The sequence below is a fragment of the Ulvibacter sp. 2305UL32-6 genome, assembly GCF_058148545.1.
Genome location: NZ_JBYVKA010000003.1, coordinates 596,251 through 608,609 on the forward strand (window position 1 = coordinate 596,251; position 12,359 = coordinate 608,609).

At 39.3% G+C, this 12,359-nt stretch carries 10 protein-coding genes; 6 read left to right on the plus strand and 4 right to left on the minus strand.

The window, feature by feature from the left end; all coding sequences use genetic code 11:
* Positions 1-31 precede the first annotated feature (31 nt).
* The 3 genes from ACY2RU_RS12450 to recA form a co-directional block, all read right to left on the minus strand.
* A complete protein-coding gene (locus tag ACY2RU_RS12450; RefSeq protein ID WP_490138787.1) occupies positions 32-1,588 on the minus strand; it encodes a porin family protein in 1,557 nt (518 codons plus the stop codon).
* A gap of 2 nt (positions 1,589-1,590) precedes the next feature.
* Positions 1,591-2,133 carry an RNA polymerase sigma factor gene (locus ACY2RU_RS12455; RefSeq protein WP_490138788.1) on the minus strand — a complete coding sequence of 181 codons (543 nt, stop codon included), beginning with the start codon at positions 2,131-2,133 and terminating at the stop codon, positions 1,591-1,593.
* 121 nt (positions 2,134-2,254) lie between these two features.
* On the minus strand, positions 2,255-3,262 hold the full coding sequence (gene recA / locus ACY2RU_RS12460; protein ID WP_490138789.1) for a recombinase RecA: 1,008 nt from the start codon (positions 3,260-3,262) through the stop codon (positions 2,255-2,257).
* Between the two features lie 237 nt (positions 3,263-3,499).
* On the opposite strand from recA, the gene trhO reads away from it, so the two are divergent.
* The 6 genes from trhO to ACY2RU_RS12490 all read left to right on the plus strand — a co-directional run bounded on the left by trhO (position 3,500) and on the right by ACY2RU_RS12490 (position 10,225).
* Entirely contained in the window at positions 3,500-4,531 is a 1,032-nt protein-coding gene (trhO, locus tag ACY2RU_RS12465; protein WP_490138790.1) for an oxygen-dependent tRNA uridine(34) hydroxylase TrhO, read from the plus strand.
* Positions 4,532-4,662: 131 nt separating this feature from the next.
* Positions 4,663-5,937 carry a PSP1 domain-containing protein gene (locus ACY2RU_RS12470; protein ID WP_490138791.1) on the plus strand — a complete coding sequence of 425 codons (1,275 nt, stop codon included), beginning with the start codon at positions 4,663-4,665 and terminating at the stop codon, positions 5,935-5,937.
* Position 5,938: 1 nt separating this feature from the next.
* Complete coding sequence (locus ACY2RU_RS12475; protein WP_490138792.1) at positions 5,939-6,427, plus strand: gliding motility lipoprotein GldH; 489 nt, start codon at positions 5,939-5,941, stop codon at positions 6,425-6,427.
* Positions 6,428-6,431: 4 nt separating this feature from the next.
* Positions 6,432-8,738 (plus strand): penicillin-binding protein 1A, encoded by a 2,307-nt coding sequence (locus ACY2RU_RS12480; RefSeq protein WP_490138793.1) that lies wholly within the window; start codon positions 6,432-6,434, stop codon positions 8,736-8,738.
* 102 nt (positions 8,739-8,840) lie between these two features.
* Positions 8,841-9,542, plus strand: coding sequence for a CoA transferase subunit A (locus ACY2RU_RS12485; protein ID WP_490138794.1), 702 nt, complete (start codon positions 8,841-8,843; stop codon positions 9,540-9,542).
* 26 nt (positions 9,543-9,568) lie between these two features.
* The gene (locus ACY2RU_RS12490) at positions 9,569-10,225 is read left to right on the plus strand and encodes a CoA transferase subunit B (RefSeq protein ID WP_490138795.1); all 657 of its coding nucleotides are present in this window, start codon (positions 9,569-9,571) and stop codon (positions 10,223-10,225) included.
* A gap of 420 nt (positions 10,226-10,645) precedes the next feature.
* Here the strand turns inward: ACY2RU_RS12490 and ACY2RU_RS12495 are convergent, their stop codons facing one another.
* The gene (locus tag ACY2RU_RS12495) at positions 10,646-12,340 is read right to left on the minus strand and encodes an ABC transporter ATP-binding protein (protein ID WP_490138796.1); all 1,695 of its coding nucleotides are present in this window, start codon (positions 12,338-12,340) and stop codon (positions 10,646-10,648) included.
* Positions 12,341-12,359: the final 19 nt, after the last annotated feature.

Sequence of the window (12,359 nt, forward strand, 5' to 3'; positions counted from 1 at the left end):
CTTTCAAACCTAACCAACTAAAAAAAATAACCTAAAAGCTCCAACTCATTCCAGTATAGACCCCAACATAGTAAGGTTTAAACCCTACGTTAGCGTCTGTATATGGATTGAGTTGGTACTTGAACATAGGCTCAATATTAAACTTAAACTTTCGTGATAATTTGTAATCAAATCCTATCCCTACATTGGTGGTAAAACTTACAGACGACAGGTTATTGGCTTCCCCAAGTACACTATTAAAGTCTTGGGCACTTACAGATACTTCATTGTTTCCTAAAAACAATGTGCTAAAGCCTCCAATGAGATTCACGCCTATTTTTTTATTGACTACGGCGTATTTAAGCTCTAAAGGAACTTCGTAATACGTGATATTTTGATTGATCTGAGCATCACCTGCGGTAGACTTTGTTGTAATATTTCCATATTCACCATCATTTTGCATCGAGAAGCTACCTTTATCGGCTGCTGTTACTACAATCTCCTTATTTCCGTAGTCTACAGAACGAAGCGCAGAGGCAATCGGTCCGCTTCCAATTTCAATATCTCCTGTAGCATAACTTAAATCAACATTGCTAACACCTGAGCGTACGCTTAATCGATCGGTTATATTGTAACTTACCTGCACTCCATAACTAAAGTTGACATCGCCATCTTTTTTATTGTCGGCAAAACTAGGGTCGATAGAAGACCCGCCGTCTGCACTTCCGTAGTAAACAGGCGCAAAATTGGGAGCTACATCCCAGCGTTTATTGGGGGTGTTGTTTTTTACAACAGCCTCTTCAGTATTTACCGTGTTTTGCTCTTCAATAGCGTCGTAAATAGACTTTTTGTTTTCCTCAACCTCAGTAGCAGCTATGTCGGTGTTTGTCTTTTCAACTATAACAGCATCTTTTTTGATAATCTCGTTTGTTGTTTTTGACTGCTGCTCTTGTTGTGCAACGGCCTCTTTTTCGATGGTAGGAAAGACTGTTACATCTTTCTTTATAAGAGGATTATTAGGAGTTAACTTCTTATTCTTTTCTTTCGAAGTGCTTGCAGCAACAGCGTCACGCTCATTAGTAACAATGATTTGTTGTTTCTGGTGTGGTTGAATAGCATTGTTTGTTTTTTCTTCGGAAACTTTATTTGTTTTATTTTCTTGCGTTGCAATACCTGTTTGAACGGCCTCTTTTGGTTGTTGCAACACCTTTTGTTTTGCGTTATGATTTAATGAATTGCTTTCGGAAGCATCTTCTAGTTGGTCATTGTTGTCTTCCGAAGCCATTTCAGAATTCTCAATAGCATCAGTTAATACCTGAATTTTCTTGTCAGACTCGTTTAGCGAGTCTTTAATGGTTTCTTCCGCAGTGACAATTTCAGATTCATTTTGAGTGGCATCTGTTGAAAGTACCGTTTTGCCAACGGTAAATAAGAGCGCGAGCAAAGCAGCGACACCGGCAAGTTTCCACCAAATAGGGATCACTTTACGGTCCTCTTTTTCTTCCTTCAACTGGGCTTGGATGTTTTCCCAAACCTGTGGAGAAGGCGTCGCTTCGAAATTCTCGAAACGCGCTTTAAAAAGTTCGTCTATGTGCTTTTTGTCTTTCACTTTTATTCTGAATCTGAAGCCTTATCTTTAAACGCTTCAATCTTAGTTTTTAATATACCTCGAGCCCGTGCTAGATTTGATTTAGACGTGCCATCTGAGATTCCTAACATATCGGCGATCTCTTTATGACTATAATCGTCCATTACATACATACTGAATACCAAACGATACCGATCTGGCAATTCCTGAATGATCTTCAGTAAAAAATCAAGAGGGACGTTCGTTTCTTCTATTTCTTCATCAACCTCGTCCTTGATCTGATCTTCCCTAGCAATGTCAAATACTCGTTGTTTGCGATACTTCTGAAGGACGGTGTTTACGGTCACGCGTTTCATCCAACCTTCAAAAGAACCTTTGTCTTTAAATTGAACTACCTTTTTAAGGATTGTTATAAATGCATCTTGCAAGTTGTCTTCCGCCTCTGTATAATTGGGCGAATACCGAAGGCAGATAGAAAACAATACCCCGGAATACCGTTTGTAAAGTTCACCTTGCGCCTTAGCATCTTGCTGCTTACATAATATAATGAGCTCGTCTAAAGTCAAATTGTAGTACCTTGATTTTGATGGTTAATGTAGCACTTTTTAAACGTACAAGCATAATTATCAGGGTTTCTACATGTAGTAGATACCAAAATAATGCGAGGGTTGCGTATTGAAAGAAAAATTATGCGTTTAAAGCAGCGATGGCATCTTTGATCTTAACTTCCAGTTCTTCAAAGAGTTCGGGGTTATCAAGTAACAATGCTTTTACAGCATCTCTTCCCTGACCCAATTTGGTTTCGTCATAACTAAACCAAGACCCACTTTTCTTGATGATCTCAAACTCAACACCTATGTCGATGATCTCTCCCACTTTAGAGATACCTTTTCCATACATAATATCGAATTCGGCCATTTTAAACGGAGGAGCCACCTTGTTTTTTACTACTTTAACACGTGTTTTATTCCCCTGCACCACACTATTGGTATCCTTAATCTGTGTAGAGCGTCTTATGTCTAATCGAACTGAAGCATAAAACTTTAAGGCGTTACCACCTGTAGTAGTTTCTGGATTTCCAAACATCACACCGATCTTCTCTCTCAACTGATTGATAAAAAAGACAGTACACTGCGTTTTACTAATAGAACCTGTAAGTTTCCGAAGTGCTTGCGACATCAATCTGGCATGAAGTCCCATTTTGCTATCTCCCATTTCGCCTTCAATTTCACTTTTAGGCGTTAATGCGGCTACCGAGTCAATTACAATAATATCTATTGCACCACTCCGAATCAAATTATCTGCAATCTCTAAGGCTTGTTCACCATTATCGGGTTGTGAAATAATAAGATTTTCAATATCTACGCCTAAATTTTCAGCGTAGTAGCGATCAAAAGCGTGTTCTGCATCAATAAAGGCAGCGATGCCTCCTTTTTTCTGCGCCTCTGCAATTGCGTGTAAGGTAAGGGTTGTTTTACCAGAAGATTCTGGCCCGTAAATTTCAATAACTCTTCCTCTTGGATATCCGCCTACTCCTAAGGCGATATCGAGGCCCAAAGAACCTGTTGGAATAACATCTACTTCTTGAACGGCCTGGTCACCCATTTTCATTACCGTTCCTTTTCCGTAGGTCTTGTCAAGCTTGTCAAGCGTTAGTTTTAATGCTTTTAATTTTGCGTCTTTTTCGTTGCTCATGTGTATAAAATTAAATGGAGGAGTACAGTAACGCAAGGTACTATTTCTTTGTTGCTAGAACAAAAGGAAAATGAGTGGATTCAGGTTTTTTTTTAACAGTAATGATTAGGGCGAATGGAGTAGCGTTTTATTTTTAATCACCCAACACCCATCATCAAATGCCTTCCTCTTGTCAAAATATATCATAACCCTTATCTTTGCACCTTTAATTCAATCTTTTCACTAAAAAAGTATAGCATGCAACTGTACAACACCTTAAGTGCAAAAGAAAGAGCGACCCTTTTAGAAGAAGCTGGTGAAGACCGCTTGACTCTTTCTTTTTATCAATACGCCAAAATTGGCAATCCAGAATTATTCAGAAATCACCTATTTGTCGCTTGGGATGAAATGGCCGTTCTTGGTCGGATCTACGTAGCTCACGAGGGAATCAATGCGCAGCTCTCTGTACCTGCAAAGAATTTCGAAACCTTTAAAACATTTCTTGACGGCATCTATTTCCTCGAAAATGTGCGTCTCAATATTGCTATTGAACACGATCTTAAATCGTTTTTAAAGCTGAAAGTTAAAGTGCGTACAAAAATTGTAGCCGACGGACTCAACGACGAATCTTTTGATGTGAGAAATAAAGGAGTTCATGTCGATGCTCAAAAATTTAATCAGCTTATCGAAGATCCAAATACGGTGCTGGTTGATATGCGCAACCATTACGAAAGTGAAATCGGGCATTTTAAAGGCGCCATCACACCCGATGTTGATACCTTTCGGGATTCGTTAGATATTATTGAAGAAGACCTTAAAGATCATAAAGAAGATAAAAAGCTCGTCATGTATTGTACGGGTGGTATTCGCTGCGAAAAGGCAAGTGCCTACTATAAGCACAAGGGTTTTAAAAATGTTTTTCAGTTAGAAGGCGGTATTATTGAGTACGCACGTCAGGTAGAAAAGCAAGGCCTGGAAAATAAATTTTTAGGAAAGAATTTCGTTTTTGATCATCGTCGCGGGGAGCGCATTTCCGAAGATGTCATTGCCCATTGCCATCAATGTGGTGAACCTTGTGACACCCATGTGAATTGTGCCAATGAAGCCTGTCATTTACTATTTATTCAGTGTGAATCATGCGCTTCAAGCATGCAAAATTGCTGTAGTGATGAATGTAAAGAAATTATTCAACTTCCGTACGAAGAGCAGAAAAAACTGCGCAGCGGACTCCATAACAGTAATAAGATCTTTAAAAAAGGGCGTTCAGAAAAGCTGAAGTTTAAGAAGTAAGAAAGGTTTCACATAAGTGATTTGCTGAAATCGCAAATCTGAAATCTGAAATCGCAATTATAATAGTATCTTTACTAATTGAATTTTAATCTTCGTCTTTTTTCTTCGGAAAGGAGCTATATATATAAAATATGGGCTGTACTAGTTGTGCCTCAGGCACTGATGGACAACCAAAAGGTTGTAAGAATAATGGAACATGCGGAACGGATGGGTGCAATAAACTTACCGTTTTTGATTGGCTTTCTAATATGTCACTTCCGGGAAACATGGAGCCCTTTAACGCGGTAGAAGTGCGTTTTAAAAATGGACGAAAAGATTTTTACCAAAACCCAGATAATCTTACGCTTTCCATTGGAGACATAGTTGCTACAGAAGCTGCTTCTGGGCATGATATAGGTATTGTAACCTTAACAGGAGAATTAGTTCGGGTTCAAATGAAAAAGAAAAAGCAACCCATTCAAGTGGACGGCTTGCTAAAAATATATAGAAAAGCTTCACAAAAAGATATCGATGTCTGGCAAGAGGTACGCAGTAAAGAAGATGCCGTTCAAAAACAATCCCGAGAGATCGCGATTCGTTTAGGACTTCAAATGAAGATCAGTGATGTTGAATTTCAGGGAGATGCGTCTAAAGTTGTTTTTTATTATACAGCCGAAGAACGAGTTGATTTTAGACAATTGATAAAAGAATTTGCCCGAACATTTAGCACACGTATTGAAATGAAACAGGTTGGTTTCCGTCAGGAAGCAGCGCGTTTAGGAGGTATTGGTTCTTGTGGTCGCGAGTTGTGTTGTTCTACCTGGCTAACCGATTTTAGATCGGTAAACACAGCTGCAGCACGTTATCAACAGTTGTCTTTGAATCCACAAAAATTGGCAGGACAGTGCGGTAAACTCAAATGTTGCCTAAATTATGAACTAGATACGTATTTGGATGCTTTAGAGGAATTTCCGAAGAATGATATCAAGCTTCAAACAGAAAAAGGCACAGCTGCTTGTCAAAAGATCGACATATTTAAAGGCCTTATGTGGTTTGCCTATATGAAGGATGGAATGAATTGGCATCAGCTTTCCGTAGAAAAGGTAAACGAGATCATTGCGATCAACAAAAAAGGAAATAAAGTTGCCAGCTTAGAAGAATTTATTGAGGATATTATTATTCCTGAAAAGGAATTATTTAGCAATGTGGTAGGACAAGATAGTCTGACTCGTTTTGATCAACCTAAACGAACCAATAAACGTCGAAGAAATAATCGCAATAAAAAACCCGCCACAGTTAATAAAGGCACGGGAAGCCCAAAAGCAAAGGGAGAAAAAAATCAAAGTGCTAGCACCACAAAGCCCAATCCACGTAAAAATAATAGAAATCGCAATCGAAATTCAAACCCAAATCCAAACAAAAAGTAGCATGCCTAAGTTTTTGGTGATTTTAAGCGTGATGATGCTCATGGTTTCTTGTGACACCAATACTGTAGTGAGTGAAACGCAGGCGATCTCGGGTGGTTTTTGGAACAAAGATAAAGCCGTTCACTTCACTTTTGCATCGCCCGATACTACGGCAAATTATAACATGTTTCTGCATCTTCGCAATACCAACGATTATACTTATAACAACATTTATTTGTTGGTTTCTCTTCAGTATCCCTTCGGAAAAAAAGTGACAGACACCCTTGAATATCGTATGGCAAATCCAGATGGAACATGGCTTGGAGAGGGATTAGGGAACGTAAAAGAAAGTAAATTGTGGTATAAAGAAGGTGTTCAACTTAACGAAAGTGGCGATTATACACTTACCATAGAGCAAGCGATACGCAATAACGGCGAGGCCGAAGGCGTTACCAACTTAGAGGGAATTACCGACGTTGGATTTAGTATTGAAGTGGCAAACGAACAATAGTATCATGGCAAAGAAGACAACAAAAAAGAAAAAAGAAACCAACTCGAATAGGCGAAATGTTCTATTATTTTGGAAAATATTAGCAGCGGGAATTGGTTTTGTTATCTTATTATTTCTCCTGACTTCTTGGGGTGTTTTTGGGAGCTTACCCGATGAAACAAGTCTTGAAAACCCTGAGAAGAACCTCGCCACCGAGATCATTTCATCAGATGGTGATGTCTTGGGTAAATATTATAAAGAGAACAGAACGCCGGTTCCGTTTACAGCCTTGCCAGATCATTTAGTAAATGCCCTTATTGCTACTGAAGACGTTCGATTTTATGATCATTCGGGGATTGATGCCAGAGGAACTGTACGTGCTTTCGCTTTTCTTGGTACAAAAGGAGGCGCGAGTACCATATCACAACAATTAGCAAAACTCTTTTTTACTGATAATGTTTCGCGCAGCAAATTGGCGCGTGGATTTCAGAAAATAAAAGAATGGATCATTGCCACTAGATTGGAAAGACGGTATACAAAAGATGAGATCATCACCATGTATTTTAATGAGTACGACTTTTTAAATCAGGCGGTTGGAATTCAATCGGCATCAAATATTTATTTCGACAAAGAACCTTCAGAATTAACTACCGCTGAAGCTGCCATGCTCGTTGGGATGTTTAAAAACTCTTCTCTGTACAACCCGCTGCGGAATGCAGAAGGCGTTAAAAACAGGCGCAACGTTGTATTAGCCCAAATGGAGAAATACGATTTTATTTCTGAAAAAGTAAAAGATTCTTTGCAAGCGCTTCCGTTAGCATTAAAGCACACGCCTCAAGGTCATGATGAAGGTATTGCAACCTATTTTAGAGAATATGCGCGTGCGTTTATGGAAGATTGGATCAAAGAAAATCCTAAATCTGATGGTAGTAAGTACAATATTTATAGCGACGGCCTCAAAGTGTATGTGACCATAGATTCAAAAATGCAGAAGTATGCTGAAGAAGCTGTAGACGCACATATGCAAAATCTTCAAAAAGAATTTGACAGTCAGAATAAAGAGAATAAAACGGCTCCTTTTAGAGATATTACGGAGGAAGAAACCGCAAAAATCTTAAATTCTGCAATGCGCCGAAGTGATCGTTGGCGAGAATTAGATAAGCAAGGTAAATCTGAAAAGGAAATTATCGCAAGCTTTAAGAAAAAGACAAAAATGCGAATTTTCTCATGGGGCGGTGATATAGATACCACCATGACACCCATAGATTCTATTCGTTATTACAAAGGTTTTTTAAGAGCCTCTATGATGTCGATGACACCACAAACGGGTGAAGTAAAAGCATGGGTTGGAGGTGTCAATTATAAGCACTTTAAATATGATATGGTAAAGACGGGAAGGCGTCAAATAGGCTCTACCTTTAAGCCTTTTGTTTATGCAACGGCTATAGATCAAATGCATATGTCTCCATGCGATACACTCCCTAATACGCAGTATACTATTGAAGCAGGTAAATACGGACTTATCAAGCCGTGGACGCCTAAGAATGCAGGTGGAAATTACGGCGGTATGCTTTCTCTTAAACAAGCTTTAGCACAATCTGTAAACACTGTAACCGCACGTTTAATTGATCGTGTAGGGCCAAGACCCGTGATCGATCTGGTAAAAAAGATGGGCGTTGAAACAAAAGATATGCCCGAAGCACCTTCTATCGCCTTAGGGACACCCGATGTTTCACTTTATGAAATGGTTGGCGCTTATAGTGTATTTGCAAATGAAGGGGTATACGTAAAACCAACGCTTATCTCTCGCATTGAAGATAAAAATGGAACCGTTTTATATCAAAATATCCCTGAAACAAAAGATGTGATTAGTGATGAAACAGCTTATGTAACAGTAAGTTTAATGGAAGGAGTTACACAATCTGGTTCGGGTTCACGATTACGACATACATGGCGCGGCGGAAGTGGAGCCTACAAAAAAGCAGTTACTGGTTATCCGTATGGGTTTAAAAACCCGATAGCTGGAAAAACCGGAACAACACAAAATAATAGTGATGGTTGGTTTATGGGGATGGTCCCCAATCTTGTTACAGGCGTATGGGTTGGTGGCGATGATCGTGCTACACACTTTAGAACCACAGAATACGGGCAAGGCGCTACCATGGCCCTGCCAATTTGGGCACTATATATGAAAAAATGCTATGAGGATAAAGATCTAGATGTATCTGATGGGAGTTTCACTAAACCGAGTAAATTGTCTATTGTAACAGATTGCAAAGATTATAAACAAGGTGGAGATATTGACGAGATCCCTGATGAGCTTGATTTTTAATCTTAGAGAATAAATTTTATTTTGAATGCTTCGGAAATATCCCGGAGCATTTTTTATTAGCGCCAATTTCAGTATTTTTACAAGAACACATAAGCAACTACCATGATCAACAAAACTGTTACAAATGTTTCTGATGCCTGTGAAGGCATTTCCAACGGAATGACCTTTATGCTAGGAGGTTTTGGTTTAAGCGGAATTCCAGAAAATGCAATAGCTGAGCTTGTCCGTAGGAACGTGACGGGAGTTACTTGTATTTCAAATAATGCGGGGGTGGATGATTTCGGACTCGGATTACTACTTCAAAAACATCAAATAAAGAAGATGATCTCATCGTATGTAGGCGAAAACGCTGAGTTTGAGCGACAGATGTTGAGTGGAGAGCTCGATGTGGAGCTTATTCCGCAGGGAACATTAGCCCAACGCTGTCTTGCCGCCCAACAAGGTATTCCGGCTTTCTACACGCCAGCGGGATACGGAACTGAAGTAGCCGAAGGAAAGGAATCGCGTGAGTTTAATGGAAAAATGCACATCTTAGAAAAAGCTTTTAAAGCTGATTTTGCCTTCGTAAAGGCATGGAAAGGCGATACTGCAGGGAATCTGATCTTTAAAGGAACGGCCAGAAATTTTAATCCGAATATGTGTGGAGCTGCAACAATAACCGTTGCTGAAGTAGAGCATTTAGTTCCCGCTGGAGAGCTTGATCCTAATCAAATTCACATTCCAGGTATCTTTGTACAACGTATTTTTCAAGGCGAACACTATGAAAAACGTATAGAACAACGTACAGTTAGAGCCAAAAACTAAATTATTTTAAAAAATCTCGCACGAATATGAGCCTAGGAAAAGAACAAATAGCACAACGTATTGCCAAAGAAGTACAAGATGGGTACTATGTGAATTTAGGAATTGGAATTCCAACCTTAGTTGCAAATTTCGTAAGAGACGATATTGAAGTTGAGTTCCAGAGCGAGAATGGCATTTTGGGCATGGGACCCTTTCCTTTTGATGGTGAGGAAGATCCAGACCTGATCAATGCTGGAAAACAAACTATAACCGCTTTACCCGGAGCTTCTTTTTTTGATAGTGCTACTAGTTTTGGTATGATCCGCGGGCAACACGTTGATCTTACTATCTTGGGCGCCATGGAGGTTTCTCAAAATGGAGATATTGCCAATTGGAAGATCCCAGGAAAAATGGTAAAAGGTATGGGAGGTGCGATGGATCTGGTTGCTTCCGCAGAAAATATTATCGTAGCCATGATGCATACTAATCGGGCTGGTGAATCAAAATTACTTAAGCAATGCAGTTTGCCACTTACGGGCGTAAACTGTGTAAAGAAAATTGTCTCTAATCTCGCAGTACTCGAAATTGTAGATGGTAAATTTAAATTACTGGAACGGGCTCCTGGAGTTTCCGTAGAAGAAATTAAAGCTGCTACCGAAGGTGATCTTATTATTGAAGGTGATATCCCTGAAATGAGCTTCTAGATTTCAAAATAAGGCTACCAAAATATACTTCACTCATACTTTACAAGCTGTAACTGTCGCTAAATACTAGCGCTTACGTTGTTATATTTTATAAGAAATAGACTTCCGCTTTCGTCTAATTGTTAAAAAATAGCGCATTTCATCGAAAATATCTGTTTTTAATCGTTTTAATTCATTTAGGCGTTGCATATTAGCAGTCCCCAATACGAACATAAAAAAACCTACTTATGTATAGTATAATAAAAACCATTAGAAACACAGTACACCTATTAAAGAATGTGCTTTACATCGCAAAAAAAGTTTTTTTATTGATGTAACCACTATGGAAACATAGTTTTCAGAATGCATTACCCCCGAATCTGCAATGATTCACATATAGTCCCGTTCTTTGTGAGGTTAGAACGGGACTTTTTTAATGCTCTATTGAAACCTAGGCTTCGGGATGGCTTCAATTAACTTTTTAGTATATTCTTTTGTTGGGTTAGCATAGATCTCATCAGCATCACCCAATTCCTCAATTTTACCGGCATTCATGACCAATAATTGGTCTGCCATATATTTTACTACCGCCAGGTCATGGGAGATAAATATATAGGTAAATCCAAAATCTTCTTTTAGTTCGTTTAGCAAGTTCAATACCTGAGCTTGCACTGAAATATCAAGGGCAGAAACCGATTCATCACAGATCACCAATCGCGGTCGCATCGCGATAGTTCGGGCAATCCCTACACGTTGGCGTTGTCCGCCAGAAAGTTCATGTGGATATCTGTAATAGTAACTCACATCAAGTCCGACACGTTCCAGCAAGGCCATAGCTCGTTCCTTTCTATTTTTTGCTGAAGTACCCACTTGATGCACTTTCATGGGCTCAACGAGCGCTTCTCCTATAAGCATACGAGGGTTCAATGAGGAATACGGATCTTGAAAAATAAGCTGTATTTCCTTCCGAAGTAAACGCAATTGTGATCCAGAAAGGGCTAGCAACTCTTGTCCGCGATATTTTATACTTCCCGCTGTGGCTTTTTCTAATTGTAAAATAGCTTTTCCTAAGGTAGATTTTCCACATCCAGATTCACCTACAAGTCCGAGTGTTTCACCTTCGTAAACATTAAAACTAACATCATTAACAGCTTTAACTTCTTTTTTGCTTCTAAAAAAGCCGGCATTACTATAATAGGTCTTTTCAACATTAAGCACTTGTAATAAAGGAGCTTGAGTGTATAGTTTTTTATGATTAAACGCACGTTTTTGAGGTGTTACAACCACGGGTTTAAACGTTTCGTCTTTTAAGGAGGCAATAGTAGGAAGCGTTTCTAGGCGCTCGGTTAGAGTTGGTCTTGATGCCAGTAGAGCTTTGGTATAGTCTGCTTTCGGAAATTTAAATATATCTCGTACGCTACCTGCCTCCACAATATCTCCTTTATACATCACCATGACACGATCTGCAATTTCTGAAACTAGGTTGAGGTCATGCGAGATAAAAATAAGGCTCATGCCAGTTTCTTGTTGAAGCTCTTTAAGTAGTAATAATATCTCCTTTTGAACCGTCACGTCAAGTGCTGTTGTTGGCTCATCAGCAATAAGTAATTTAGGTTTACAGGCAATCGCCATGGCGATCATTACCCGCTGCATTTGTCCGCCACTAATTTGATGCGGATAGCTGGCATACATATCATTAGGACGGGGCAATTTAACCTTTTCAAAAAGCTGAAGTGTTTCTCTTTTCGCTTCGGAAGCGGACATTTTAAGATGATGCCTCAAGATCTCAGACACCTGTACACCACAACGTAGCGAAGGGTTTAAAGCACTCATGGGTTCTTGAAAGATCATTGCGATCTCTTTCCCGCGTAACTTCCGAAGCTCCTTTTCTGTAAGCGCTAATAAATTAGTTCCGTTAAAGGCAATGCATCCGCCGATTGTTGTCGTTTTCTTCGGAAGTAAGCCCATAATGGCCATGGAAGTAACCGATTTTCCTGATCCAGACTCACCAACAATACCTACTATTTCGTTTTCTGAAATATGGAATGCGATTTTGTGAATCACGTCAACTTTCTTCTTTTTACTTCCGAAGGAAATAGAAAGGTCATCAACAGAAAGAAGTGCTTGTTGCGTCATTAAATCAAAGGTAATGCAT

What these genes read in the sequence shown, in the direction of transcription:
- recA (WP_490138789.1), bottom strand. Translation starts at nt 3,262, where the DNA reads ATGAGCAACGAAAAAGACGCAAAATTAAAAGCATTAAAACTAACGCTT.
- trhO (WP_490138790.1), top strand. Translation starts at nt 3,500, where the DNA reads ATGCAACTGTACAACACCTTAAGTGCAAAAGAAAGAGCGACCCTTTTA.
- ACY2RU_RS12470 (WP_490138791.1), top strand. Translation starts at nt 4,663, where the DNA reads ATGGGCTGTACTAGTTGTGCCTCAGGCACTGATGGACAACCAAAAGGT.
- ACY2RU_RS12475 (WP_490138792.1), top strand. Translation starts at nt 5,939, where the DNA reads ATGCCTAAGTTTTTGGTGATTTTAAGCGTGATGATGCTCATGGTTTCT.
- ACY2RU_RS12480 (WP_490138793.1), top strand. Translation starts at nt 6,432, where the DNA reads ATGGCAAAGAAGACAACAAAAAAGAAAAAAGAAACCAACTCGAATAGG.
- ACY2RU_RS12485 (WP_490138794.1), top strand. Translation starts at nt 8,841, where the DNA reads ATGATCAACAAAACTGTTACAAATGTTTCTGATGCCTGTGAAGGCATT.
- ACY2RU_RS12490 (WP_490138795.1), top strand. Translation starts at nt 9,569, where the DNA reads ATGAGCCTAGGAAAAGAACAAATAGCACAACGTATTGCCAAAGAAGTA.
- ACY2RU_RS12495 (WP_490138796.1), bottom strand. Translation starts at nt 12,340, where the DNA reads ATGACGCAACAAGCACTTCTTTCTGTTGATGACCTTTCTATTTCCTTC.